Here is a 26683-nt window from a genome sequence, read left to right on the forward strand (position 1 = left end):
TCAGCTGGAGTTTCTGCATCTTCATCAGCTGGAGTTTCTGCATCTTCATCAGCTGGAGTTTCTGCATCTTCATCAGCTGGAGTTTCTGCATCTTCATCAGCTGGAGTTTCTGCATCTTCATCAGCTGGAGTTTCTGCATCTTCGTCAGCCGGAGTTTCTTCATCTTCGTCAGCCGGAGTTTCTTCATCTTCGTCAGCCGGAGTTTCTTCATCTTCTTCGTCAGCTGGAGTTTCTGCATCTTCATCAGCTGGAGTTTCTGCATCTTCGTCAGCCGGAGTTTCTGCATCTTCGTCAGCCGGAGTTTCTGCATCTTCGTCAGCCGGAGTTTCTGCATCTTCGTCAGCTGGAGTTTCTGCATCTTCTTCATCAGCTGGAGTTTCTGCATCTTCTTCGTCAGCCGGAGTTTCTGCATCTTCTTCATCAGCCGGAGTTTCTGCATCTTCTTCATCAGCTGGAGTTTCTGCATCTTCTTCGTCAGCCGGAGTTTCTACTTCTTCCTCATCAGCTGGAGCTTCTGCATCCTCTTCGCCATCAGTTGCATCTTCGTCATCTGAATCGACGTCTTCATCACCTTGTTCATCTGAATCTTGATCTTCATCTACAGGTACATCTGTATTTTCGTCATCTTCATTAGGTGTATCCGTTGTGTCGTCTTCATCCGTAGAATCATCCAAATCATCTTCCACGGCCACCAAGTCTTTATTTTTTGCGATAGCACTTATGATTTTACCTTTTCCAGGTCCACCCGGAATGCTTGTTGCATAATAGGAAACCTTTTGACCGTGATTTTTAAATTCTTTTTCTTCACCATTTTCAGCTGCTGCAGCCGCACCGCCTGCACCGAAAATAGCAGCAGTTATCATTGACGTGGACATGACAAACGGTAAAATCTTTTTGTTTGTCTTCTTCTCTTGTGGATTCGTTTCTTTAACCAAGATTCATCCAACTCCCTTTTTTTGATGTTTTACCCTCGACTACTCAATCATGAAGCGCATACAACACTCACTCTTTTAAGTCGTTATGTATATCCGCCTCCTTCTCAAGCTCAAGTGTTGGGACAGTGGTTTATTATTCGTGCTCTCATCCGAATAATGTAGCAGCGCCCCGAACTGCTAGTACCAACAATACCAAATAAAAATAACAATAGTGTGACAATAAAATAACAAGTATTCATGGAAATATTAACCTTTGTAACACTGAAAAGATGAGAAAAATACAAAAAGAGGGTTTAATCTAATCGATTCGACCCTCTGATAATCCATTTTATTCCTATGTCGAAAATGTCGAAAAAGTGGCCTTGCATACGTACCCTATTACTTTTTCGACATCTTTATTGAATGGTCTGAAGGGTCCAAGCTTCATATATTTCTAAATATTACAGACAGGTAAAATATTGTAGATAATTCATTAAGAATGTATAAAATAAATGAAAAAGCCAACCATATTAGTCTTTGGTTGGCTTTTATCTGTATTTATATTACTTCTCTTGAATAAATGTGTGCTCTAGTTATTAATTATTGCAGATCATTAATACATTACCATCTGGATCTTCAAAGTTGAAATAGGCAAAGTCACCAATCCGCTCAATTTCTCTAACAATTGTTATCCCTTTATTCTTGATAAAATCGTAAGCTTCATCAATAACCTCAACGAAGAAATTAAATAAGACATGATTGAAAGGCTTTAATGTAAAGCCTGGATCAAAAGAGTGATCGTCCAATGTGAGTCCAGTTTCAGATGTAACAGGGATGTTGTAAACAGGGGAGGCAACGTCTTCTTTTGAAAAAGGCAGTCCAAGTAGATTGCTATACCATTCCGCTGATTTTTCCAAGTTGCTGACGTGAATAAAAACGTTGTTCACCTTGCAGGCGATGGGGGAAGCGATTGAGTTCATTACTAGTACACTCCTTTATTCATGGTACAGTAACAATTCAACAAATCCTCAGCATCTCCTTTTAACAATATGTAATTTTCCTTTCAATAGTAGGAATCTGTAGAATGAGCCGTTTTTTAAATTTTATTATATTATCTATATTCTATGTATTTTAAATATTGAATAAAAGATAACGAAGGCTGGTAATTGAGAATAGCTTACTGAATTAATGTTTGAATTTTCTTTTATTAATTTAGGGTAAATATTTCGAAATATTATCTGTACATATATTAGACAAGGGTTTATGACGAATTGGAGTGTATCGTTTGACAAAAATCTAGGTCTATATAATAATGAATATGTAATTAGAATTATTATAGTTAAGCAGTTACGAATACATAAAATTGTGGCTGCGGTTTAGGTTCAGATGAAATGACCTAAACTAACTATGATGCAAAAACACATTTAGGAGGAGTTTTTTTATGTCACTTATCGGAAAAGAAATACTACCATTCAAAGCACAAGCTTACAATAGCGGCACAGGTGAATTCATCGAGGTAACGGAAGAGAACCTAAAAGGTCAATGGAGCGTTGTTTGCTTCTACCCTGCAGACTTCACATTCGTTTGCCCGACTGAGCTTGGAGACCTTCAAGACCAATATGCAACTTTGAAAGAGCTTGGCGCTGAAGTTTACTCCGTTTCTACGGACACTCACTTTACACATAAAGCTTGGCACGATCATTCAGACGTGATCAGCAAACTTGAATATATTATGATCGGTGACCCTTCACAAACAATTTCACGCAACTTTGACGTACTTGACGAAGAAGCAGGTCTTGCACAACGCGGTACGTTCTTGATCGATCCAGACGGCGTTGTTCAAACAGTTGAAATCAATGCAGACGGTATCGGCCGTGACGCTAGCGTTCTTGTCGACAAACTAAAAGCTGCTCAATACGTACGTAACAACCCAGGTGAAGTTTGCCCTGCAAAATGGAAAGAAGGCGAAGAAACACTTAAGCCAAGCCTTGACCTTGTAGGTAAAATCTAATTTCCCAATAACCAAAACGGGGACGGGCCCCCTACCTCTTGTGGGATAGGGGGCCCTTTCTTTTATAAAAGTATTCGGCAGATGTCTTAGATGTTGAATTGAATTAAGGAACGCGATCTAAGTGCGCGACGTCCTGTCGCAACGATCGCATGATCCGCATCGTGCGGGCCTCAATTCAACATCTAAGGCAGTTATGCCGAGTTCTAGAGGTAAAGTACAAGATAAGGAGTAGATTACATGTTAGACGCAGATATAAAACAACAATTAGCCCAATATCTTGAATTGATGGAGGGCGATGTCCTTCTAAAAGTGAGCGCGGGATCTGATAAAGTATCGCGTGAAATGCTAGAACTTGTGGATGAACTTGCAACAATGTCATCCCACATCAAAGTGGAGCATGCCGAGTTGGAAAGAACGCCTAGCTTTAGTGTTAACCGCCCTGTTGAAGAAACGGGCATAGTGTTCGCAGGTATTCCTCTAGGACATGAATTCACTTCATTGGTCCTTGCTTTATTGCAAGTGAGCGGTCGAGCTCCAAAAGTCGATGAGAAAGTGATTGACCAAGTGAAAAAAATCGAGGACAAGCTCCATTTTGAATCATATATTAGCTTAAGCTGCCAAAACTGTCCGGAAGTTGTACAAGCGCTGAACTTGATGACGGTGTTGAACCCTAATGTTACACATACGATGATTGACGGTGCAGCTTATAAAGAAGAAGTTGAAAGCAAAAATATTCTCGCTGTCCCAACCGTTTACTTGAATGGGGAACCGTTTACGAACGGCCGTAAGACAGTCGAAGAAATTCTTGCAGAACTCGGAAGCGCTCCAGATGCATCTGAATTCGAAGACAAAGAACCTTATGACGTACTTGTCGTCGGTGGCGGTCCAGCTGGGGCAAGTGCGGCAATTTACGCGGCACGTAAAGGGATTCGCACAGGTATCGTTGCAGAACGTTTCGGCGGTCAGATTTTGGATACAGCTGCGATCGAAAACTTCATTAGTGTGAAACACACGGAAGGCCCTAAACTTGCTTCGAGCCTTGAAGAGCACGTAAAAGACTATAATGTCGACATTATGAACTTGCAGCGCGCGAAGCGCCTGGAAAAGAAAGACATGATTGAAATCGAATTGGAAAACGGGGCTGTTCTGAAAAGTAAATCCGTTATCCTTTCAACAGGGGCACGCTGGCGCAATATCGGCGTACCGGGCGAAGCTGAATTCAAAAACAAAGGTGTCGCGTACTGCCCGCACTGTGACGGTCCTTTATTCGCAGGCAAAGACGTTGCGGTCGTTGGCGGCGGAAACTCCGGCGTTGAGGCGGCAATTGATCTTGCGGGAATCACGAACCACGTAACGGTGATTGAATTTGGAACTGAATTGAAAGCTGATTCTGTTTTACAAGACCGTTTGCACAGCTTAAAGAATGTAACTGTCGTGACGAATGCTCAAACGAAAGAGATTACCGGTACGGATAAAGTGAACGGTATCACTTACGTTGACCGTGAAACAGGCGAAGAAACACACGTCGAACTAGCTGGCGTATTCATCCAAATCGGCCTTGTGCCGAATACGGATTGGCTAGGTGACGCAGTGGAGCGCAATAAGTTCGGCGAAATCGTTGTCGACAAGCGTGGCGCAACGAACGTCCCTGGTGTATTTGCTGCGGGAGACTGCACAGATAGTGCGTTTAAGCAAATCATCATCTCAATGGGATCTGGCGCAACTGCTTCATTAGCAGCGTTTGATTATCTCGTAAGAAGTTAATTAATTTTAAGGCAAAAACACGATAAATAGGGATATCCTCAGCCTGATTGAAAACGCTTGTCAGCCTAGGAGCGAAGACGCGAATAGAACTTGAGTTCATGAGCGGACGAGCGACACAAGCAACAACGGATGCGAGCGTTTGCCAACAGGCTGAGAGGAACAGGTCTATTAATGGACCTGTTCCTTTTTTGTATTGCTATTTTCTTAGGAATTCCTTCTTGTTGTAAAATCCTATTTTTGATGGTCTGGAAGGACTCTTTTACAGATTTTCTGTTTAACATACGCACTGTAGTGAAATAGGATAGTATCAATCATTACTAGAGGAGTGTGTGGAAAATGAAAAAATGGATATGGACAACTATGATTCTCACATGTGTTTTTATTTTAGCGGCATGCTCCGATGAAATGAATGAGCCGACCCCGGCTACTCAAGTGGAAGGGTCGCTGCCTGATGTTGACGAAAATGATGAGAATACGACGGAGCCCGCTGAAGAAGAGGAAGTAGTGGAGGATGGCTTCTTGCCTGTGACAGTTAATCTAAAAGATAGCGATGGAAATTCGGTCGGAACAGTGGAATTAATTGAGGAAGAGGAATCGCTGCGAATCGTGGTGGACGCCGAAAATCTACCTGAGGGAACTCATGGCTTTCACTTCCACGAAAAAGGAGTCTGTGAAGCTCCGGACTTTGAATCGGCAGGTGGCCACTTCAACCCGACAGGAGCTAGCCATGGATTTGAGCATGAGGACGGGTCGCATGCCGGAGACTTACCAAATCTCGAAGTGGGTCCGGATGGAACGGTGAAGGAAGAGTTCTTCGTTGAAAACCTTACATTGTTGGCAGGAGAGGAAAATTCATTATTCCATGAAGGCGGCACATCCCTCATTATCCACGCGGAAGCAGACGATGGAAAAACTCAGCCCTCCGGCAACTCCGGTGACCGGATTGCTTGCGGAGTTGTAGAATAATAAGGTTCACCAAATTGTATAGAAACACCTTCTTTACGAGGGCAACCTTGTGAAGAAGGTGTTTTCTTTGTTAATGCGACCTGATGATCGCTTTGAGCTTGCGAAGAATGAGTAAGCTTAGTTCCATGAAAATCCAGCTATAAAGCAATGAGAAGGTGAAAATGAGAAGCAAGCTGACCAAATTGAAGGAAGATGAGACGGTAGGACCAAAGACGGGAAAGCCAAGCAAGTATAAGGGGATGCAAATGCCAATACATAAGAGAAGGCCGTTCACCAGTACCACTTCGGGGCGCCTGTTAAGCTTGTAAAAGGACCAACCCAACCCTAACCCGAGCAATCCGGTTGTAAAGGGGAAGATCAGTAATTCGCTCGATTCGATGACGAACAGTAAAAGGATTGTTACGACATAAGTGAAAACACCGTAGCGAACGGAAATTAAGGAGACGAGCATAATGGGGACGGTGGCGAAGGGACTGACGGCAAACCCGATGCCGGGCAGCAGTCCACCAGCTGATTGGAGTAAGGCGGCGAGTGCAGCCAACAATGCGATAAACAGGAACTTTTTTGTTTGTGGCCATCGATTTAGCCTTTGGTGAATGTACTTTGGATTGGATGGGAGTGAGGGAAGCATGATTTCTCTCCTTTACTAGTTGTCCGTGACACGTATTCCTCTAGTCTATTTGGAAGGACCGAATTCCGTGAGGGTTCCGATGTATAAGAGATTTATAGAAACACTCTTGCTTTATTTGAATTGATTGTTTATTATAAAAACTGAGAGGTGATTCATATGTCAGAAATGAGTGCAGCGAGCACGTTAACGAAGAAAGGGGAGAAAACTCGCCAGCATCTTTTGTCGGTTGCGGAGGAAGTGTTTGGGGTGAAGGGGTACTTCAATGCTTCTATCGTAGATATTACGCAACAGGCAAAGGTGGCGCAGGGGACGTTCTATAATTATTTTCCTTCGAAGCAGGCTATTTTTGAGGAGCTTGTCCGAAATATGAGCCATAGTTTCCGAAGTGAAATCCGGGAGGCAATCAAGTCGGCGAGTAGTTTTGAAGAATCACAGCGTATCGGCTTCAGAACATTCTTTTCTTACGTCAAAAGTCACCGGAATTTGTATAGTATCGTTCAGCAAGTTGTGCTCGTCGATGAGGAACTGTATAGATGGTATTATGATCGTCTCGCATCCGGGTACATAAAAGGGCTGGAGGAAGCGATTGGAAAAGAGGAGATTCAGAAATATGACACCGAAACGATTGCCTACTGCCTAATGGGAATCAGCCAATTTCTAGGCATGCGCTGGGTGTATTGGGAAGACGAGCACGTTCCGGATCATGTGTTGGAGGATGCGATTGCCTTTATTTTTAATGGACTAAAGAAATAAAGAAGAGGTGTTGAAATGAAGGGCATATCCGGTTGGATTGAAAAACGAGCCATGATTACACCGAAGAGAGTTGCATTAATTGACGAACAACAGAGCCTTACGTATTTGGAAATGAATGAACGGATTGAGAATGCAGCTAGCATCATGCATTCGGTCTGCAGCATTCAAAAGGGTGATCGGATTGGGATACTTGCCGCAAATAGCATCGATTATATTATCACGCTATTTGCTGCAGCGAAGCTGAACGCAATTGTCGTGCCGCTCAATATCCGATTGACGGCGGATGAGCTTGCCTACCAAATAGCGGACAGTGGTCTCCGGACGCTCATTGTTGACGATGTGAATTATGATCGAGCTATTGAACTGAATGGAAGAATTCCTATGTGTCTATTGACATTCGACTCCCTTCAACAGACTGCGCCTCCATTAGCGGGGATCAACGAGCCTGATCCAGCGGCACCTTATATTATTTGCTACACATCGGGGACGACAGGCCGTCCGAAGGGAGCAGTGCTCACGCAAGAACATATGTTTTGGAATGCTGTCAACAATTCGTTAAGCCTTGATATTACTTCAAAAGATAACATTATCACCTTATTGCCGTTATTCCATATCGGTGGAATCGGACTGTTTACGTTCCCGGTCCTCATGGCGGGAGGAACGGTCGTTGTGCCGAATCGTTTCGATCCAGATCAGGCATTGCAGATCATCGAAACACATCGGATTACAATCGTGATGGGTGTCCCTGCAATCCATGACGCAATCCGGAAATCCGCAAAGTTTGCTGATACGGATTTTTCCTCCGTCCGTTTCTTCTATAACGGAGGGGCACCGTGTCCGGAAGAGCTGATCCGTTTTTATTTCCAAAAAGGAATCCGCTTCGGCCAAGGATACGGGTTGACCGAGACGTCCCCGACCGTATTTTTGCTTTCGGAAGAGGATTTCGAGCGGAAGATTGGTTCCATCGGTCAGCCGGTCATGTTCACGGATATTAGAATCGTGGACGAGGAAGGGAAGGACGTGCGGCGAGGTGATATCGGCGAGCTAATTGTGAAAGGGCCGAACGTCATCCGGGAGTATTGGAATTTGCCGGAAGCGACTGCACAATCGTTCCGTGACGGATGGTTTGCAACAGGCGATATGGTGACACAGGATGACGAAGGATTTGTATTCATTGCCGGACGGAAAAAAGAAATGATCATTTCGGGCGGGGAGAATATTTATCCGTTAGAAATCGAAAGGGTCCTGCATGAAATGGAGGAAGTGGATGAGGCGGCAGTGATTGGGATACCGCATGAGAGGTGGGGGGAAACACCGATTGCTTTTGTTGTCATGAAAAGCGGTTCCACACATACGGAAGAACAGCTCCGTTCACATTGCGCGGATAAATTGGCTCGTTACAAAATCCCAAGCCAATTCATATTTGTAAGCGCTTTACCGAGAAATGCGACCGGCAAAATCGATAAAGCGGCATTAAGAAAATCTTACTCTGAAGAGGTGAAGTCATGAGCAAATTTTATGTCGGACAGACAGCGAGTATCAGCCGGACAGTCACTGAGACCGATATTGTCATGTACGCAGGTCTGAGCGGGGATTATAATCCAGTTCACGTGGACCGGGAATATGCGGCAGGCACAAGGTTTGGACAGCGGATTGCCCACGGCCTGCTGACGGCATCCTTCCTTTCAAGGCTTTTCGGTATGGAGCTTCCGGGACCAGAGTCCGTCTACTTGGAGCAGACGCTCAAATTCACGAAGCCGGTGTTCATCGGCGATACGATTACGGCGACAGCGGAGATTTTGGACATTGATCAGAAAAGGAACATTATTACCCTTTCGACGATCTGCCGGAACCAGAACGGAGAGACCGTTCTGAGCGGAGAAGGAAAGATGATGATGCCGAGAAAGGAGATGCATGATGATTCAAGTAGTTAAAACGGGTGTTTATTTTCCGCCTGAAGTTGAAACGGCGAAGGACTTGGAAGCGAAGACGGGCATTCCTGAACAAGTTATTATTGAGAAGTTCGGCTTGCATGAAAAGCATATTGCTGATTCTTCCGAACACGCAGCGGACATGGCGATTAAGGCGGCAACACAGTTGCTCGACGTTGTCGATCCGCTGGACATCGATGTCATTATCTACTTCGGGAGTCCGTATAAGGAATACCAAGTTTGGTCGTGTGCAACGAAAATCCAACACGAATTAGGCGCCAAAAATGCGTATGCGTTTGAAATGATGAATGTGAGCTCATGCTTCCCGATTGCCCTGAAGGTAGCGAAAGACATGCTCTCCGCGGACGAATCGATCCGAAATATTGTGCTCGCAGGTGGTTGCAAGGAATCGCAAATTATTGATTACGAAAATCCACGTTCGCGTTTCATGTTTAACTTTGCGGATGGAGGTGCAGCGGCCCTCATTTCAAGGTCGGAAGGGGAATTCGAAATTTTGGATTCGTCCATCAAGACGGACGGGTCGTTTTATGACGATATTAAAGTGCCTGCAGGAGGTTCTGTCCTTCCAGCTTCACACGACACAGTGGAGAACCGTCTACATGCAATTGATGTGAAAGATCCTGCAGATATGAAAGAACGGCTCGACCCTGTTTCCGTACCGAGCTTCATTCATGTTGTAAAGGAAGCTGTGAAGAAAAGCGGCTATACAACAGAAGATATAAAGCTATTGTTACCGCTTCATACGAAGAAATCAATGTTCCGGGAATTGCTCACTAGTTTGGAGTTAACGGAGGATCAGGCGATTTATCTCGACCATCATGGGCATATGTCAGCGCTCGATCCGTGCATCGGGTTGAATTTCTCATCTCAGAAGAACTTGAAAAAAGGGGACCTTGTCGTGGCGGTCAGTGCCGGAACCGGCTACACATGGGCTGCAACGACGTTACGAAAAACAAAGGACTAACGAGGGGGAAAGGTAGAAATGAAGACGTTCAAACGGTTGGGTGTAGCGTTGTTGGCATGTTCGCTTATTTTAAGCGGATGCAGTTCGGGGGAGAAGGCGGAAGGGACAGAAAGCGGGCCGATTAAAATTGGTGTTCTTGCTTCATTGACAGGGGCCTTGGAATCGTACGGAAAACAAACGACACGAGGATTTGAACTCGGGTTGGAGTATGCGACAGATGGCACGATGGAAGTAGCGGGCCGGGAAATCCAGTTCATTTTTGAAGACACGGAAACGAAAGCGGAAGTGGCTGTCCAAAAAGCGACGAAGCTTCTGGAGGACGAGGGTGTTGATTTCCTCGTAGGGTCTTCGAGTTCAGGGGATACACTAGCCGTTGTACCGCTAGCGGAGGAGTATAAGAAGATCTTCGTCGTGGAACCGGCGGTAGCGGACTCTATTACAGGCTCGGAGTTCAATCAATATATATTCCGGACGGGCAGGAATTCCTCGCAAGATGCTGTAGCCGGGGCTGCTGCAATCGCGAAAGAGGGAGTAACAATTGCCACACTTGCTCCGGACTACTCATTCGGACATGACGGCGTTGCTGCGTTCAAGGAAGCAGCGGAAAAGCTAGGGGCAAAAGTCATTCATGAGGAATATGCGGATCAGGCAGCAACCGATTTTACGTCAAATATCCAGAAGATCATCGACCAAAAGCCAGATTATTTATACGTCATCTGGGCAGGTGCCAACACTCCATGGAATCAAATCAGTGATATGAAAGTGCAGGAGAAAGGTATACAAATATCGACGGGCGTAGCGGATATTGCCACTTTACCGACGCTTGCACCGCTTGTAGGCATGCAAGGGTTCACGGTTTATTACCACGAATTGCCGGATAATGAAGTGAACGATTGGCTCGTCAAAGAGCATAAAGAGCGTTACGGGGAAGTCCCGGATTTATTCACACCAGGCGGAATGAGTGCCGCAATCGCCATTGTGGAAGCGTTGAAGAAAACGAACGGCGTTACGGATACCGACCTTCTCATTGAAACGATGGAAGGCATGAGTTTCGAAAGTCCGAAAGGGAAAATGACATTCCGCCCCGAAGACCACCAAGCACTACAATCACTATACGCAGTAACACTAGAGGAGAAGGAAGGATACGATTATCCGATCCCCGTATTGATTCGCGAATTAAAACCTGAAGAAACCGAACCACCGATTCGAAATTAGAATTGTTTCGGTTCCTGTGTGGCGAACGATTTATAGTGCAGTACAATCGAATAAAGTGTGAAGACCATCTATATCAAACTTAAACTGCACCCCAATTGATAGACTTGCATCTATTAATTGGAGGTGCAGTTTAGCGTTCGTTCTTTAAACATCCTCAAAATCCATTTCCCATATATTACGTACTTCTCCATCATTAAATTTAGTGAGTTTTTCTGGATTCATAACGATATAAACATCCGAGATTCGATCAACTTGAAATTGAAACGTAACAACTGTGAAAGTGATCTCTCCAATTTTGATAATGACCCCAGTTTGACCGTTAATCTCATGAACTGTACAAGTGAATCCTTTCGGTACTTTCGGGTAAATTGCGTTGAAGTACATAACAATTCTATCAGGACCAAGTATTGGACGGAGAGCGGCCTGCACCTTCCCTCCACCATCAGTGTATAACACTGCTTCCGATGTCAATACATCTAACAGTTGATTGATGTTTCCGTTCATGAGGGCAAGTGCAAATTTCTCTGACAGGGCCCCCTTATGCGCGTTACTTGAGATATTTTCCTTTGGGAGATTACCCATGACTTTTTTGGTGCGATGGTAAATCTGTCTGCAATTAGCGCTGCTTTTCGAAGCAATTTTCGAAATGTCGTTATAACTGTATTGGAAAACCTCTCGTAAAAGAAAAACAACCCGCTCCGTCTCCGAAAAATTCTGGAGCAACAATAGATAAGCCGTGGAAAGAGATTCTTTCAGCAAGTAGTTGCCTAATGGATCATCAGAATCACCGGGGAATCCGGTCTCAGTCATGATAGGCTCAGGTAGCCAGGGTCCTACATACGTTTCTCGCTGCCTTCCAGCAGATCTCAGCAAATCAATGGATCGGTTCGTTACCATTTTACACAGATATGCCTTTACATGATTTATATTTTCTTCAGGCGTTTTTTCTAACGTAAGAAACGCCTCTTGAACCATATCTTCAGCGTCTGTTGCACTGCCTAAAATATGATAAGATAAGGAAAAGAGTAATGGTTTAAGTTCTTTGTATAACCCTTCTGTGTCCATACATGTCTCCCTCCACTTTTAACTCTTCAATTACGGCGAGTGCGGCGCGTTTTGCACTATCTAATGAAGCATCTACTAACAATTCACCACGCCCAGTCCAATCTCCTGCAACAAACAACCCGGGAATTTCCGGAACGGATGGGCCTGGAGAAAAATCATTCCGATCGAGCGAGTTGAAATCATGGCTTGCGGTCATGTGAGGCAAAAATTGCCGGGTGATTTCTTCCACTCTCCAACCAGGTTGAACGACGTCCATCGCCTGTTCCAATTCGTGCAAATCGAGCTTTGGATTCCCTGTACTCGTACCGAGATGCTTGGCAAGATGAATAACAACAGAGCCATCATCGCTCATTTTCGTAACATAAGTTGGATTGTTATAAAAAATCGGCTGATCTATCCAAAAACCAGCGATAAAGTCGGCATCCGGCTGCGGCAGTTTTCGTAAAACGAGATCCAGACAGGCAACATGGACGGGACGTGCTTGACTCTTCCACAGTGCCAGTTTCGTATTTTCCGCACCATTGACAAGATGATATGTTTCTTCAAGCCCAGCAGTCACGATAACTTTGGGCACTTCCAGTGTTTCACCATTGTTGAAAACAATCTTTTGAACTCTTGAATCGTACTTAATCTCAGAGACGTTTCGATGATTCATGATCGTGACTCCTAATAAAGTAGCCTGATTTGTAAGATCTTCAATGATCGTTTCCCATCCTTCACGAATATACATTACCTTCCCGCTAAATGTACGTTGCAATTGTCGTAAAGCAGGACCTGCAAGGTGAAGATCCGGGTAAGGGACGTACGTGTTGGAACGACTAATCGCATATAACAGAAAGCGAACCATCGGATCGTGAATTTCCTTCTCCGCCCATTCTTTCAAGCTAATTGTACCTATTTTTTCGGTGTCAATCTTATTCAATTTCAGCATCAGTCGAGTCAGACTCATTTTTCCTTTTAATGAAAACAGGTTGTCGGAAAAAAGCTGAAGTGGCCCAGTCGGAATGGCATGAACCTTATTTTTCCATACCCCTACCGCTGAAGCAGAAGGGTTCGCCCCCTTTAAAGAAATGCCTAATTCCTTTAAAACAGATTCTCCTTTCCCATCCTGATAAAAAGCGTGCACTCCTAAATTCAGCATCGCCTTCTTCTTTCTAATCGTCTGCCCACGTCCTCCCAATTGGTTGGACTTTTCCAAGAGAATCACAGAGTAACCAGACCTCGCCACATAAATAGCGGATGCCAATCCAGAAATCCCCCCACCAACAATTGCTACATCGTACTGTTTCATAAAAAACACTCCATTCGCTCGTTTAAAAATAAGACGAATGAGAATAAAGGTTTGTGACAAATGTTAAAAAGTATAAAAGCTATTAAAGTTATGAAAGGATCCTATTAAACTATTTATTTGCGAGAATTGAGGGACGATTAACAAAACTATGATATTCTATACAAAAGCAGTTTAGTAAGTTTTTTACAAGAGTTGTTATTACCATTCAAAAGGAGCTACCATCATGACATTTCCCGAATTAGAAACAGAGAGGCTACGTCTTGTAGAGGTCAACAAGGAGCATGCCGAGGGGGTATTTGATAACTTTTCAAATCCAGCGGTCACCAAGTATTACGGAATGGATCCGATGACTGAATTGGCACAGGCGGAAAAGCTGGTTGAGCGTTTCAAGAATAGTTTTTTAACAGGTCACAGTGTGCGGTGGGCCATGATACGGAAGGAAGACAATCGTTTCGCGGGAACAATCGGTTTGAATAACCTTTCGAAAGGAATGAAACGAGCTGAAATCGGATTTGAGATCCACCCGGACTTTTGGCGAACCGGTATCACATCGGAGGCTTTGAAGGCAGTATTGCATTATTCATTTACAGAGATGGGCTTGCACCGTATGGGGGCTGTCACGTTTTTGGACAATGTGGCTTCTATTGGTTTATTAGAAAAGCATGGGTTTGAACAAGAGGGAATCCTCCGCAGCTATCTCTTCCAAAATGGACAATCACATGATGCCCGAGTGTTTTCGGTTTTGAACAATCAATGAAGGAGGATGCCGTTTGAAAACATTTTTTGCGTACAATTGGCAAGTGAGAGAAGACTGGTATCGCTGGTGTGAAGAGGTGGAGGAGGCAGAGCTGCTAAAAATCCGGACAGGTGGGGTAGGCAGCATTTTAGAGACGTTGTTCCACATTATCGACGTCGAGTGGAGCTGGATTCGGTTGCTAGAAGGAAAACCGGATTTTCAGGAGAACTTTGAAGACTTTAAAAGTCTACAGAAAGTCCGTGAGCTCGATGCACGGTTCAAGCCGGAAGTTGAGGAGTTTGTCCGGAATTGGGAGGAGAGCATGGAGCATAACTTGGTGCAGGAGACGATGCCTGATGGCCGGATTGTGACTGATGCTTGGGGTGAGGTCATGCGGCATATCATTGCACATGAAATTCATCATATCGGACAGCTGTCGGTATGGGCGAGGGAGATTGGGAAGAAGCCGGTTTCCGCGAACGCGATCGGTCGAGGGCTTATTCCGCATACGATCGATTAACAAAGGTGTTTGGGGGATACTAAATGAATTCAGGGAAACCGATTGCTTTCGGAAACACGGCGGAAATCTATCTTTTTGAAAACAAGATCGTCAAAGTTTTTAAAGATTATTTGCCACCTACCGAATCGGCTTACGAGGCGAATAAACAACGATTTGCTCACTCATGTGGGCTTTCCGTTCCGAAAGTATTGGATGTCACGAAAATAGACGGAAAGCAAGCGATTGTCATGGAATATATTGAAGGGAAAACACTAGGGGAGCTGTTTTTTGCAAATATGGATCGGGCGGAGTATTACATAGACATTTCCATTGATATACAGCGAGAAATCCATCAGATCCACGCCGATTCCCTTAAACCGATGTCCCAAAGATTACGCCAGCAGCTTGAGGCAGCCCTTCATCTCGATAATAAGCAAAAAGAGAAATTATTAGAGAAGTTGGATTCGATGACGTATGAAAACAGGCTTTGCCATGGGGATTTTCATTTATTGAATTTGATCATGTCGGATGATCAAGTGACGATTATCGACTGGGTGGATGCGACTGCGGGAGATATTCGCGCTGATGTTTGCCGGACGTATCTTTTGTATGTAGAACTATCGCCGGATGTGGCCGAACTCTATTTACGGCTGTATTGTGAAAAAAGCGGCTTGCCAAAAGAGGATATCCTACAATGGTCACCGATCCTTGCAGGCGCTCGTTTAGCTGAGAATGTATCCTCGGAAAGCAGGGAGTTTCTTTTGGATATTGTGAATACTTACTATCCTTCGGTTGAATAAACAAGATTGAAGTGGGTGAACTGCAATGTCAGTAGTGAAAAAAATTCTAGAGAAGGATCACTGCCCCATCCATTATTGGATTACACCCAATCATGAAGGACCGTGGCTTATTTTTCTACATGGCGCAGGCGCAGATCATAGAATGTTTAGTGATCAGGTCAATGAACTCGATTCTATGTATGGAATACTGATTTGGGATGCGAGAGGACATGGTTTATCCAGGCCGATGGGTGTTGACTTCAGCATAAAACTGCTCGTCGAAGATCTACTGGCAATTATGAGGATTGAGGGGATTGAAAAAGCGACTTTTATTGGTCAATCGATGGGCGGGAATACGGCACAGGAGATGGTATTTTATTATCCCGATAAGGTAGAAAATCTTGTCTTGATTGACTGTGCATGCAATACTTGGAGCCTTTCTGTTGTAGAGAAGTTAGCAATTATGATGGCACCATTTATCGTTAAGCTCTATCCGTGGAAAGCCATGATTACACAAAGTGCTCGTGCAAGCGCAGTAAAATTGGAAGTGCAAGAGTACCTAAGAGATTCTTTTTCGACGGTAGGTGAAAAGGATTTTAAGAAGATTTTTCTTGAGACAGCAGCCTGTTTACATGAGGAGAAAGACTATCGAATCAAAAAGCCAGTGCTGCTTGTATGCGGAGAACACGATGACACAGGAAATATAAAAAAAACGGCCCCACAATGGGCGAAGCAAGAACCAAATTGCGAGTTTCATTGGATTAAAAATGCAGGCCACTGTTCCAACCAAGACAACCCAACCGCTTTTAATACGCTGCTTATTCAGTTTTTACGCAAGAATGTGTAGGCAACTATTAAGTAAATGTACTACGAATATCATGAACGTTATGGGGGATTCAAATGGAACGGATGATGAAAAACGAATACGGCTCTCTTGCCATTCCTGAGGAAGTTTTTATGTTGATTCGATTGGAGGAAGAGTTGGCGAGGGAAGGGGGGCGTTAGATACAATCGGCTTCATACCGATTGTACAAGAATCACATTACGCTTATCCGATTACACCAATTGATGTAATTCCGTTTGCAAGTACAGGAGGGAATGGAATTCATTTTGGTTTTCTCACAGATTTTGGGCAAATTACAAAGTTGGATGAGGCTCCTATTGTATGTGTCTCTCCAACGAATGATCCACCCATTCGATTAGTCGCGCCAACGATCCGTGATTTCCTAAACATGGCTACTTCTGTGCCGCATGTCGAACTGATTGAAACATGTTGGCCTTGGAATGATAAGGAAATGACAGAGGGCATACTGGATGAATATCGAACGGATGATTTTCAAAAGAAGAGGGATAAGCTATTGAGGCGTTTGCATGAAACGTTCGGTACCGATCGAGTGGACGTGGCGGAATGTGTCCGCCAAACTCTTCAAGATCGGAACAACAAGGTAAATCTTCCGACATATGATGGGCTTGGCATTGTATCTACAAGTGACATCGAATCAGTAAATCGCTACATGTTTGATCCGGAACGGAGGCAGGATGAGGTGGAGATAAAAAAGATGCAAAACTTTTTAAGCCAGGCCACAACAGAAGAGAAACTAGGGTTTATTCGCGACGCCTCGTATTGGTATATACTCTCTTCCGACTATGACAGTAATGTAATGGAGTTGGTAGGCGAAATCTTGCTGTCACTTCAATTGGAAAATGAAATGAAACGATTCGTATTCAGAAACTGAACTACAATTGCAATGAATTAAGAAGCCAACCAAAGCGGCATTTGGTTGGCTTCTTTCTGTATTTCTATAAGTTAAATTGAAATATCATAAATGTGTGGTGTACCTGCTGTTACAATGGGGCAGGAGCTCCGAACGATGCCCATTCTTCCCGAGCTGGGCCGTACACGCCAATTACAGGCAGTCCAGCTTGGCGCATGAGTATTGTCATTTGTCCGCGATGGTGCGTTTGGTGAGCCGTTAACATACCGAGTACAGTACCGATTGACCATTGTTCTCCGTACATCTCTTTTTGCTCTGCAAGGGATTCGTCCGTCCATTGTTCTTTGATTGCGGCGATCATTGCCTCATTGGAAGTGCGATACGCCTTAGCAATTTCAGCTGCAGTTTCCGGAACGGGCAAATTGTGATCTGTTGATTCAAACTCAAGGCCTGTGCGCGACATCATTTCACCGAGTGACGTCACAATATGCCAAGCGATGCGTCCGAGCGTGCGGTCTTCAGGAGTAACCTCTGTACGCAGTGATTCATCTGTCAATGTGTCCAGTAATTTCTGTGTCGAAGTACCTTCATGTTCCCAATGAATAAGAAAATTTTCAATCGTCGTAAACATAGTAACATCTCCTTTATTGTCATTCCTTTACTACTTCGTGAAATGTCTAGCAAACCCCTTCATTACACATTAAGTTCCTGATTGCATAAAACGAATGAAGAAGCCAACCACCTCAACATTTGATTAGCTTCTTTTTGTATAGAAGAATTATTTTGATGTCATCCATGTAATCTTCAAATTTGTCCAAATTGTGAACTCGTTATTGAGGAAATAAAAAATAACACTTACATCGGCAAAAAAATTCCTGCTATAGTTAGAATCCTGTTGTGCTATTTGGATGAGTATTATGTTTTCGGATTCGAAAACAAGTAAACGCCAACAGAACATTTCGCATTGAAGGAGTTTTAAAAAGTGACGACATCATCAACACCAAAGCAACAATTCAAAAATGGTCCGATCATGGCTGCTCTTCTAGTAGCTGGCTTTGTAGGGCTTTTTAGTGAGACGGCATTAAATATTGCGTTCGTAGAATTAGGTGCAATATTCAAGATCGATCCTACTACGGTTCAATGGTTAGCAACTGGCTATTTCTTAACATTAGGTATTTTAGTGCCTGTATCAGGTATTTTGATGCAAAAATTCACAACCCGCCAAATGTTCATAACGTCCGTAGTTCTCCTACTCGTTGGAACCATATTAGCTGCAACCGCTCCTGTATTTGGTGTCCTCCTTGCAGGACGTATTATTCAAGCAGCTGGACTCGCGATTAATTTACCGTTAACACAAAACGTGATCTTTACCATTTTCCCGCCGAATAAACGGGGCGCCGCAATGGGCGTTATGGGATTAGTCATGTTGGCGGGTCCATCACTCGGCCCAACAGTCGCAGGTCTCATTTTAGATACACTTTCATGGCATTATATTTTCTGGGTTACGGTACCTTTCTTGCTGTTTTCACTCATTTTCGGATTCATTTATTTACCGAATGTCAATGAAATCCGTAAAGTTTCAATAGACGCGATCTCTGTCATACTTTCAACGATTGGCTTCGGAGGCATTGTTTACGGCTTCAGCGTTTCTGGCGTTGAAGGTTGGACGAGCGTAACGGTTCTTGGAACAATCATTGTCGGGGTTCTAGCGATTATCCTTTTTGCAATTCGACAAATGAAAATGGAACATCCGATGATGAATTTACGAGCATTCCGTTATCCGCTTTTCGTACTTGGCGTCATCATGAGTTTCATCACGTTCTTTAATATGTTATCGATGCTAGTCATCTTGCCGATGTATATGCAAATGGCGTTAGTCATCGCTGCATTTACAACAGGTCTCATTCTGCTACCGGGTAGCTTGCTGAACTGTATACTCGCACCAGTCATTGGTCGTCTGTTTGACAACTATGGTCCGAGAGCGGTCATTACACCGGGAACTGTTTTAGTCGCCCTTGGGTATGTCAGCTACACGCAATTCGGCACGGAAACGGCGTTATGGATCATAGTCGTATCGTTTATCGTCATGATGCTTGGCATTGGGGCAGTGCTGGCTTCCGTACAGACCAACACACTGAATTCACTTCCACGTCAGTTTTATCCGGATGGAATTGCGGTTACGCAAACGATCCAGCAGGTGGCCGGTGCGATTGGGATTGCCGTAATGGTCTCACTGTTAGCTGCCAAACAAAATAGTTACCTAGAAACTGTTGCAAATGTACCGACGGAAGCTGCAGCATCTGCTTCATCTCTCGTATTTACAATCAGTTTAATCCTTGCGGTCATTAATATTATCCTATCGTTATTCTTGAAAAAACCTGCTTCCCATATTCAATAATTGAGCATAAAAAGAAGAAGTCGACCAAATCAACATTTGGTTGGCTTCTTTTTGTAAGATTGTCCTAACAATACATTTTCCCTGTTAGTCATTTAATTCTATTGTTTCATTGATGTCTGTGGACTTAGTACTTTGCCCTGTCATCTGTTTATAGAAAAAGGCGATTTTCTTTGTGAAATTACCAGTTTCCCAATATTCGGCTGCTATTGCTTTTACTTTAATCAAAACGACATTAGGATCATCATAAGAAGTTTGCATTATTTTCTCATACGCTTTGTTCCATAATTCCTTTTTCTTGTTTACATCCTCAACGACTTCGGCTCTTCCTCGTACGGATACATAGGATTTGCCTGCGTAGGCCACATTAACCTCTTGGTCATGTAAAATTTCTTCGTATTTATTTGTCTCTTTTTTAGTAAAAAACCATAAGTCGCCATCAAACTCCACTTCTTGTGTTTTCATAGGACGAGAAACAAGCCCTTCTTCTGATAACGTAGTCAGCATTGCTGTGTCAACGTCTTTAATTAACTCTCGTAATGTTTCTAAGTCTTCTTGTTTCATTCCATCACCTCGGTACGGTTATAAAGATAGAATCCCCTTCGCACGAAATAATTATTCAGTATGGGGAGCTTCGCAAAATTTTTGGTTTTTTCTTTTGCTGCGGAGGACTACAATGGTAGGGGACATGATTGATTAGAAAGAGGGTGATGGGATTGTTCGGAATAGGGAAGGAGCGAGTGTTCAGCATTGTGAAAGTTCTGTTTCCGCTTGTCTTACTAGCTCTTGCCGTTTTTGAAATTCATCAGACGGTTAGAGGTGTGGACATTCCAACACTTCGGATTGAGGTAAGTCAATTACAGTCATGGGAAGTTGTACTCATCTTGGCGGTCTCTCTTTTGGCGATCGCTCCCATGCTTTTCTATGACGTCATCCTCGTAAAATTGTTGGGCATTAAAATGAAGACACGGAAGCTTTTGCGGAATTCGTTCATTACTAACACGTTTTCCAATCTGATCGGGTTCGGCGGTCTTGTTGGTGTCATGCTGCGCAATTATTTTTATTCGAAATATAGAGTAGAAAAAGAAGGCGTGTTAAAAATCATTGCCACCGTCACGTTGTTTTATTTGACGGGAATCTCACTTTTGGCTTGGATGATTGCTATCTTTTATCGGGATATTCCATTATTGAAAGAAACGACATGGCTCTTCATTGCGGTAGTAGCTGTCAGTTTGTATTTTCCGATTTTCATTGGCATTTTCATAACGCGCTATCGAAAAGTGGACGCGCCTCAAGTGACGACAAATAAAGCCGTTCAATTAGTGATAATATCGTTGCTTGAGTGGATTTGCATCTTTTTAGTCCTCTGGATTATCTCATTCATATTGAAGATCCCGATTAATCTATCGGTGCTCATTCCAATTTTCTTAATTGCTGCTTGTGCAGGGATTGCCAGTATGATTCCCGGCGGGCTCGGTTCCTTTGACGTCGTTTTCTTATGGGGGACGCAAAGCGTAGGCATCGCCGATGAAAAAGTGCTGCTCTTGCTTATTTTGTATCGAATGGGGTATTTCATCCTTCCGTTTCTCTACTCCTCCCTACTCTTCATAAAGGAATACTGGTTGTGACAGAATTGTTTGGGTGCCTGTGCAGCAAACAATTCTGTCTATGCACTACAATTGAATAAATTAAAAGAAGAAGTCAGCTATATCAACATTGGGCTGACTTCTTTCTGTATTAATATCCCTTAAGATGAATTGTCATAAATGTGTGTTGCACAGGCACCGATTAATCCACTTCAAAAAACAAATAAAAAGGCTGTTTCTCTAACTTCTTCAATTCCAATTGGAAGTCGAATTCTTTCCGCTGTTTTTCAGTCATTGGGATGACACCAAAGGGGATGTTGTAGGATTGTGCTAACTCTTTCATCCGATTCCCTTTTGCTAGGCTATCGTCGTCGAGCCAGAGGCGGTACGTAATAGGCTCTTCCTTATCCGTAAAAAAAATCAATCTCCAAGCAAAATAGGTGTTGTCCGTCGGATCGCTTAAACTTGCATATTTCACAAATGGTTGCACGGCAATCTCAACAATTTCTTCATACGGCACGATATGCTCCTCGCCGTTCCAATGATGGGTCACAAGTCCGTCAACTTCATGGATGCCACGATAGTCCGCCCACATCATATACTGATAGCCTGCATACACACCCGTCACGACGACTGCTGCAATCGCGATGATCCCTTTTCTCTTCCGTGTTGTTTCATAAAAAGGAAAGCAGAATAACCCTAATAGGAGTAGGATGAAGAGGATGGCGAGCCCTCCGATGTAATCCGTCGCAATCGTTTCGAACAATAAGAATTGATTGTTGGAAAATGTCTGTTCCTTCAGATTCTCGTATCCTTCAAAGGAAAGCAAGAGTGCGGGAACGATGACGACACCATAGATATACGCCCACATCCAGCGAAATCCGTTTTTCTTAGCCTTCGATACATTAGTCCTCACAATGTGACCGACCGCATAGATCGGCATGCTAATCAGAAATATGCCGAACATCGATGCTCCGAAGTCTTCTTCTACTGTGACGATGCCACCTAGTGCAATGAACAAACTGAAAATGATTAAGATAATGCCGAATATCCTTCTCATCTTTTCACCTCTCACACTTCTACGTGAGGACCTATCGGGAAGATTCAATTATAAGGAAGGAATTGCTATTGCAGGTGAAGAAGATATAGACAAAAGGAGTCGATGGATGATGATTACTGAAAGAGATAAGGTTTTTTTGCAAATGGCGCTTGAGGAGGCGGAGCTTGCTCTCGAGGAAAATACGTATCCTGTTGGAGCAATTCTTGTCGATGATCAATTCAACGTAATTGCAAAGGGGCGAAATCGAGTACATCCGGCGCAAGACACAACGGCGCATGCGGAAATTGAAGCGATTCGCAATGCGGGGGAAGCGATCTTTGACGCGAAAATACATAATAAATCGTTCACCTTGTACAGTTCATTGGAGCCATGTCCGATGTGCACAGGCGGAATTCTGTTTGCAAAGATCAAACGAGTCGTTTGGCTGTTGAATGATGATTTGGGATTTGGCGGGTTTCAAAAGATGAAGGATGCCGCTATATTCGAAGCGAAATTCAATCGGATTGAAATGATTGCAGAGCCTGACGAGGAGCTCAGAAATCGCCAACTGGAGCTTATGCATCAATGGGAGAACAATGCGAATCACGTCAAGAACTTGCGGAAAGCGGTTAGTGTAGGTGGGGACGGGTAGTATTGTAAATTCACCTTCATTTTTTCGTACCACTTTTCGTAGGATGAAAGGGAATTGAAATCCAAGCAAAAGGGGAGCTGGATAAATTGGCAAAGGTGTTGCTACTGAGTAGCAGGATATTTTTAGGTGTCATGTTTTTAGTCGCGGGAATCAACGGCTATTTTGTCATCTTCGGTTGGGAACCGTTCATCGCGACAAGTCCCGACGCAATGGCATTATTCGAATTCGATTATTTATTAATAGTAGAAAAATCTTTAGAAATCATTTGTGGGATCTTACTTTTAACGAATCAATTCGTCCCGTTGGCCATTATGATATTAGCACCGATCGTCGCCAATATTCTGTTGCTTCATCTATTCCTCGATCATTCATTGCTTCCGTTAGCCATCATTCTCGTGATTGCCCTTGGCTATCTGTTGTACGTTTACCGAGAGAATTTCTTAAAGATATTGGAAAGAACACCGAAACCTTTATAACAACACAACAACCGACTGGGTGTTAGCACTCAGTCTTTTATTATCGTTTGATAAAGTTTTGATAAGGTGGAAGTGGGAATACATGTTACGTATAGAAAGTTCTTCAGTTTATCTTGAATTCTAGGCAATTTTCTTGAATGCCTATTAAAATAGGAATAGGATTAGTATTGTAACACCGTACGATAAACAACTAGGAGGGTACTATTATGACAACTGAGAAAGTCGTATTAATTACTGGAGCTGCTGGTGGTATCGGAATTGCGACTGCAAAAGCATTTGCGGAGCAAGGTGCAAAATTAGCATTAGTCGACCTCAATCAAGAGGCATTGGAAAAGGCGGTGCAAGAGGCAGGCATTACAGACGCCTTGCTTTTGACTGCAAACGTAACAAAAGAAGACGAAGTGAAAAAGTACGTAGACGCCACTGTTGAAAAGTACGGAAGAATCGATTCCTTCGTGAATAACGCTGGGATCAACGGTGATTTCGCGAATATTGTCGATCAAACAGTAGATAACTATAAAAAAGTATTGGACGTTAACGTCATTGGGGTATTCCTCGGCTTGAAGTATGTCATGAAAGTGATGACCGAACAAAAATCTGGTTCCATCGTAAACTTAGCATCTAACGGCGGATTGCTTGGCGCACCGGGAATGAGTGCATATGTAGCGTCGAAACATGCGGTCATCGCACTCAATAAAACAGCTGCACTCGAAGGCGCAGAACACGGCATTCGTTCCGTTGCGGTTTGCCCTTCAGGAGTAGACACACAAATGATGCGCTCGATCGAGAAGAATGCGATGCCTGGACAAGAAGAACAAGCGAAAGCGGCATTCGCGGCTACAGTGCCAATGAACCGTTATGCGGAGGCTTCTGAAATCGCAGATCTCATCACATTCCTTGCATCAGATAAAGCATCCTTCATCTCAGGCTCTTACTACCGTATTGACGGTGGACAAGGTGCCACTTCGGTTTAATAAGTACATGCAGAAGCCAACCGTCCATTCGGTTGGCTTCTTTATTTACATAAAAGAGTTGGCAAAGCAAGAAGGGTAATAGCCATCCATTGTAGAATTTATGTAAGGAAAATGCTGGGAGGAATGATGAAATGAGACAGATTATTGCAATGGGTGGCGGAGGTTTTTCTATGGAACCAGCAAACCATTTACTTGATACTTATATTTTAGCTCAAGTCAAAAAAGATTTACCAAAGGTATGTTTTGTTCCAACCGCAAGTGGAGACCAAACAAATTATATTGAAAGATTTTATAAAGCGTTTAACACTCTCCCTTGCCAACCTTCACACTTATCCTTATTTGAGCCTGAATTCACAGACTTAGAAAGATATGTGCTTGAGCAAGATGTGATCTATGTCGGCGGTGGCAACACAAGAAATATGCTTGTTTTGTGGAAAGAATGGGGTTTAGATACCATATTGAAAAAAGCGTATGAAAAAGGGATAATACTTGCTGGTCTAAGTGCAGGTTCAATTTGTTGGTTCGAAGAAGGATTAACTGACCCATTGAATGCACCATTATATAAGTTAGAATGCTTAGGCTTCTTGAAAGGCAGCAATTGTCCTCAGTATGATGGAGAGAATAAAAGGAAGCCGTCCTATCACCAAATGATCTTAGAAGGAAAAATAAAAGAAGGTTATGCAATCGATGACGGTGCTGCTCTTCACTTTATTAATGAAACACTATCTACTTCTGTAAGTTCTAGACCAAAGGCCAAGGCATACTATGTGGAAGGTGTAGATCGAGAAATAGTTGAAATTGATATTAATACAGTTTACTTAGGGGAATTATTAGGAATCACTTCTACAAATGCATAAAATAAAGAAGCCAACCGTAACAACATGCGGTTGTTTTTTTGTTGTCTCGAAAAACAGAAAGCTGTATGATATTTGACATAGCCTGTTGGGCTATACATCAGGGAGGTGATGTGAAGATGGCAACTCAAATGGCATTGCCAGCTTCTAACAACACTCATGCAAAGCCTGATGATGAAAAGGCGATACTTTGCATGGGGCGAATGAACGTTTAATCGCCAGCAGAAAGTTTCCATTTCTGAATGAAGGCTATACGCTTTGTTACGTACTGAAAAACAAAGGAGCTTACAGAAATGACGAATGAACCATTTTTACGAAACGATCAATTTAATTTCATAAAAAGACAAGTGCATCAACTCGTCAATGGCCACGCATCGGTAAATGACCAACATGTCATTGGCGCACTTGAATCACTTTCCATTGAAAAAGTGTTGGATTTGTTTTCGGATCTGACACCTGAGCAAAAAGAAGTTCTCCAGCACATTGTCAAGATTGGAGATAAGGAAGAGGCGGAGATATTCCTCTTCAACTTGGCATCTTACATCATTCCGTTCAGTGAACCTTCGGAACAAAGGCTGAAAAAGCTATTCCCGAAAGTGAAGAAACTGAAGTTGCCGACGGAAGGTTTGAACTATAAGAGAATGACCTATTTAAGTTTCGACGATATCGGAACAAAAAGAAGGTATATCATCACACCTTCTCAAAAGGGCATGATCGGACTTTCGGGTACGTATGAAGAAACGAACGTTAAGCACTTTTGTGCAATCTGCAACCGCCTGACGAATGTCTGTATGTTTATGACCAAGACGAAAGGCGATATTCCCGGCACCTACACCAAAAAAGGGAATTACATTTGCCAAGATGCCGAAGATTGTAACCATCATGTATGGTCGTTGGATAAATTATTTGAGTTTGTCGATAACGTAAGATAAGTAAACGAAGAAGCCAACCGGATTAATATTCGGTTGGTTTTTTGTAATTAGGAAGGATATTACCTACCAGTATGGAATAAGTACATAATATGGAATAAAGAAAATGACGATAGCCAAAAGCAAAGCTTGCTCATATTCACCGTATGTATCTTGTGAAAACAATAGATGAATACTATATGGATCAAATAGCTCTTTTGATTATTACTGATATCCTTATAAAAATAGGGATCCTCATCCTAGGTAGTTATATTGTACTGAATATTTTAAGGTTATTGGCAATGAAAAAGAGAGACGATGAGTATATGAAGGGTATTCGTGATGAATTAGATAAGATCCGTAATGAATTAGAGAAGAGTAATAAAGATTAGAAAAACACCAATCGTAGTTTTTTTGGCCAACCGGATCAATGTTCGGTTGGTTTTTTGTGCAATTAATTAACGACGAAAGATTTAGTTAAATAGTAAAATGTTCTACGTGAAATATGTCTATAAAAATTAAATAACGGGTAGAGAATGATAGT

General features: G+C 43.1%; 29 protein-coding genes. 21 read left to right on the top strand and 8 right to left on the bottom strand.

The genetic code is table 11. The annotated features are described in order from the left end of the window. Together MHZ92_RS19400 and MHZ92_RS19405 are read right to left on the bottom strand one after the other, a co-directional pair. Positions 1-935, bottom strand: a 935-nt coding sequence (locus tag MHZ92_RS19400; protein ID WP_239433366.1) for an MSCRAMM family adhesin SdrC, incomplete at its 3' end; no start/stop codon positions are given. A 575-nt stretch (positions 936-1510) separates the two neighbouring features. Further along, positions 1511-1894 carry a VOC family protein gene (locus MHZ92_RS19405; RefSeq protein WP_239433367.1) on the bottom strand — a complete coding sequence of 128 codons (384 nt, stop codon included), beginning with the start codon at positions 1892-1894 and terminating at the stop codon, positions 1511-1513. A 461-nt stretch (positions 1895-2355) separates the two neighbouring features. Between MHZ92_RS19405 and ahpC the strand changes: the two genes are divergently transcribed. From ahpC to MHZ92_RS19420, 3 genes are all read left to right on the top strand, one after another. Continuing rightward, entirely contained in the window at positions 2356-2925 is a 570-nt protein-coding gene (ahpC, locus tag MHZ92_RS19410; RefSeq protein WP_239433368.1) for an alkyl hydroperoxide reductase subunit C, read from the top strand. Positions 2926-3162: 237 nt separating this feature from the next. Beyond that, a complete protein-coding gene (gene ahpF / locus MHZ92_RS19415) occupies positions 3163-4689 on the top strand; it encodes an alkyl hydroperoxide reductase subunit F (protein WP_239433369.1) in 1527 nt (508 codons plus the stop codon). A 336-nt stretch (positions 4690-5025) separates the two neighbouring features. Further along, positions 5026-5655: a superoxide dismutase family protein gene (locus tag MHZ92_RS19420; RefSeq protein ID WP_239433370.1), complete on the top strand. Its 630-nt coding sequence runs from the start codon at positions 5026-5028 to the stop codon at positions 5653-5655. A gap of 70 nt (positions 5656-5725) precedes the next feature. Here the strand turns inward: MHZ92_RS19420 and MHZ92_RS19425 are convergent, their stop codons facing one another. After that, entirely contained in the window at positions 5726-6286 is a 561-nt protein-coding gene (locus tag MHZ92_RS19425) for a hypothetical protein (protein ID WP_239433371.1), read from the bottom strand. A gap of 156 nt (positions 6287-6442) precedes the next feature. On the opposite strand from MHZ92_RS19425, the gene MHZ92_RS19430 reads away from it, so the two are divergent. From MHZ92_RS19430 to MHZ92_RS19450, 5 genes are read left to right on the top strand one after another with little or no spacing between them, the layout of a single operon-like run. Further along, positions 6443-7039, top strand: coding sequence for a TetR/AcrR family transcriptional regulator (locus tag MHZ92_RS19430; RefSeq protein WP_239433372.1), 597 nt, complete (start codon positions 6443-6445; stop codon positions 7037-7039). Positions 7040-7054: 15 nt separating this feature from the next. Further along, on the top strand, positions 7055-8548 hold the full coding sequence (locus tag MHZ92_RS19435; RefSeq protein ID WP_239433373.1) for a long-chain-fatty-acid--CoA ligase: 1494 nt from the start codon (positions 7055-7057) through the stop codon (positions 8546-8548). Continuing rightward, the gene (locus MHZ92_RS19440; RefSeq protein WP_239433374.1) at positions 8545-8973 is read left to right on the top strand and encodes a MaoC family dehydratase; all 429 of its coding nucleotides are present in this window, start codon (positions 8545-8547) and stop codon (positions 8971-8973) included. The genes MHZ92_RS19435 and MHZ92_RS19440 overlap by 4 nt, the downstream gene beginning before the upstream one ends. Next, entirely contained in the window at positions 8954-9955 is a 1002-nt protein-coding gene (locus tag MHZ92_RS19445) for a 3-oxoacyl-ACP synthase (RefSeq protein ID WP_370644790.1), read from the top strand. Before MHZ92_RS19440 ends, MHZ92_RS19445 begins: the two co-directional genes overlap by 20 nt. Positions 9956-9973: 18 nt before the next feature. Further along, positions 9974-11170 carry a substrate-binding domain-containing protein gene (locus MHZ92_RS19450; protein ID WP_239433376.1) on the top strand — a complete coding sequence of 399 codons (1197 nt, stop codon included), beginning with the start codon at positions 9974-9976 and terminating at the stop codon, positions 11168-11170. Between the two features lie 144 nt (positions 11171-11314). Here MHZ92_RS19450 and MHZ92_RS19455 read toward each other — a convergent pair whose 3' ends face one another. Both MHZ92_RS19455 and MHZ92_RS19460 read right to left on the bottom strand, forming a co-directional pair. Beyond that, the gene (locus MHZ92_RS19455; RefSeq protein WP_239433377.1) at positions 11315-12235 is read right to left on the bottom strand and encodes an RNA polymerase sigma-70 factor; all 921 of its coding nucleotides are present in this window, start codon (positions 12233-12235) and stop codon (positions 11315-11317) included. Next, complete coding sequence (locus tag MHZ92_RS19460) at positions 12204-13526, bottom strand: phytoene desaturase family protein (RefSeq protein WP_239433378.1); 1323 nt, start codon at positions 13524-13526, stop codon at positions 12204-12206. Before MHZ92_RS19460 ends, MHZ92_RS19455 begins: the two co-directional genes overlap by 32 nt. A 223-nt stretch (positions 13527-13749) precedes the next feature. Between MHZ92_RS19460 and MHZ92_RS19465 the strand changes: the two genes are divergently transcribed. The 5 genes from MHZ92_RS19465 to MHZ92_RS19485 all read left to right on the top strand — a co-directional run bounded on the left by MHZ92_RS19465 (position 13750) and on the right by MHZ92_RS19485 (position 17276). Then, positions 13750-14283: a GNAT family N-acetyltransferase gene (locus MHZ92_RS19465; protein ID WP_239433379.1), complete on the top strand. Its 534-nt coding sequence runs from the start codon at positions 13750-13752 to the stop codon at positions 14281-14283. A 13-nt stretch (positions 14284-14296) separates the two neighbouring features. Then, complete coding sequence (locus MHZ92_RS19470) at positions 14297-14782, top strand: DinB family protein (protein ID WP_239433380.1); 486 nt, start codon at positions 14297-14299, stop codon at positions 14780-14782. Between the two features lie 23 nt (positions 14783-14805). Beyond that, complete coding sequence (locus tag MHZ92_RS19475) at positions 14806-15561, top strand: phosphotransferase family protein (RefSeq protein WP_239433381.1); 756 nt, start codon at positions 14806-14808, stop codon at positions 15559-15561. Between the two features lie 25 nt (positions 15562-15586). Beyond that, complete coding sequence (locus MHZ92_RS19480) at positions 15587-16387, top strand: alpha/beta fold hydrolase (RefSeq protein WP_239433382.1); 801 nt, start codon at positions 15587-15589, stop codon at positions 16385-16387. A gap of 385 nt (positions 16388-16772) precedes the next feature. Next, positions 16773-17276, top strand: a complete 504-nt coding sequence (locus MHZ92_RS19485) for a hypothetical protein (protein WP_239433383.1) — start codon at positions 16773-16775, stop codon at positions 17274-17276. A 109-nt stretch (positions 17277-17385) separates the two neighbouring features. Here MHZ92_RS19485 and MHZ92_RS19490 read toward each other — a convergent pair whose 3' ends face one another. Further along, positions 17386-17886 (bottom strand): DinB family protein, encoded by a 501-nt coding sequence (locus tag MHZ92_RS19490; protein ID WP_239433384.1) that lies wholly within the window; start codon positions 17884-17886, stop codon positions 17386-17388. A gap of 399 nt (positions 17887-18285) precedes the next feature. On the opposite strand from MHZ92_RS19490, the gene MHZ92_RS19495 reads away from it, so the two are divergent. Further along, positions 18286-19653: a DHA2 family efflux MFS transporter permease subunit gene (locus tag MHZ92_RS19495; RefSeq protein ID WP_239433433.1), complete on the top strand. Its 1368-nt coding sequence runs from the start codon at positions 18286-18288 to the stop codon at positions 19651-19653. A gap of 84 nt (positions 19654-19737) precedes the next feature. On the opposite strand, the gene MHZ92_RS19500 is transcribed toward MHZ92_RS19495, so the two are convergent. Then, positions 19738-20214, bottom strand: a complete 477-nt coding sequence (locus tag MHZ92_RS19500) for a pyridoxamine 5'-phosphate oxidase family protein (protein ID WP_239433385.1) — start codon at positions 20212-20214, stop codon at positions 19738-19740. 128 nt (positions 20215-20342) lie between these two features. Here MHZ92_RS19500 and MHZ92_RS19505 point away from each other — a divergent pair, with 128 nt between their 5' ends. Then, complete coding sequence (locus MHZ92_RS19505; protein WP_239433386.1) at positions 20343-21278, top strand: lysylphosphatidylglycerol synthase domain-containing protein; 936 nt, start codon at positions 20343-20345, stop codon at positions 21276-21278. Between the two features lie 160 nt (positions 21279-21438). Here the strand turns inward: MHZ92_RS19505 and MHZ92_RS19510 are convergent, their stop codons facing one another. Continuing rightward, a complete protein-coding gene (locus MHZ92_RS19510) occupies positions 21439-22296 on the bottom strand; it encodes a hypothetical protein (RefSeq protein ID WP_239433387.1) in 858 nt (285 codons plus the stop codon). A gap of 109 nt (positions 22297-22405) precedes the next feature. Between MHZ92_RS19510 and MHZ92_RS19515 the strand changes: the two genes are divergently transcribed. The 6 genes from MHZ92_RS19515 (at position 22406) to MHZ92_RS19540 (ending at position 26531) form a co-directional block, all read left to right on the top strand. Next, positions 22406-22927, top strand: coding sequence for a nucleoside deaminase (locus MHZ92_RS19515; RefSeq protein ID WP_239433434.1), 522 nt, complete (start codon positions 22406-22408; stop codon positions 22925-22927). A gap of 95 nt (positions 22928-23022) precedes the next feature. Next, positions 23023-23403: a DoxX family membrane protein gene (locus MHZ92_RS19520; RefSeq protein ID WP_370644791.1), complete on the top strand. Its 381-nt coding sequence runs from the start codon at positions 23023-23025 to the stop codon at positions 23401-23403. Between the two features lie 206 nt (positions 23404-23609). Continuing rightward, positions 23610-24377, top strand: a complete 768-nt coding sequence (locus MHZ92_RS19525; RefSeq protein WP_239433389.1) for an SDR family NAD(P)-dependent oxidoreductase — start codon at positions 23610-23612, stop codon at positions 24375-24377. A gap of 131 nt (positions 24378-24508) precedes the next feature. Further along, positions 24509-25234, top strand: a complete 726-nt coding sequence (locus tag MHZ92_RS19530) for a peptidase E (RefSeq protein ID WP_239433390.1) — start codon at positions 24509-24511, stop codon at positions 25232-25234. 290 nt (positions 25235-25524) lie between these two features. Continuing rightward, entirely contained in the window at positions 25525-26163 is a 639-nt protein-coding gene (locus MHZ92_RS19535) for a FusB/FusC family EF-G-binding protein (protein WP_239433391.1), read from the top strand. Positions 26164-26315: 152 nt separating this feature from the next. Beyond that, positions 26316-26531 carry a hypothetical protein gene (locus MHZ92_RS19540; protein WP_239433392.1) on the top strand — a complete coding sequence of 72 codons (216 nt, stop codon included), beginning with the start codon at positions 26316-26318 and terminating at the stop codon, positions 26529-26531. Positions 26532-26683 lie beyond the last annotated feature (152 nt).

This window comes from Sporosarcina sp. ACRSL (assembly GCF_022346605.1).
Classification (GTDB): domain Bacteria; phylum Bacillota; class Bacilli; order Bacillales_A; family Planococcaceae; genus Sporosarcina.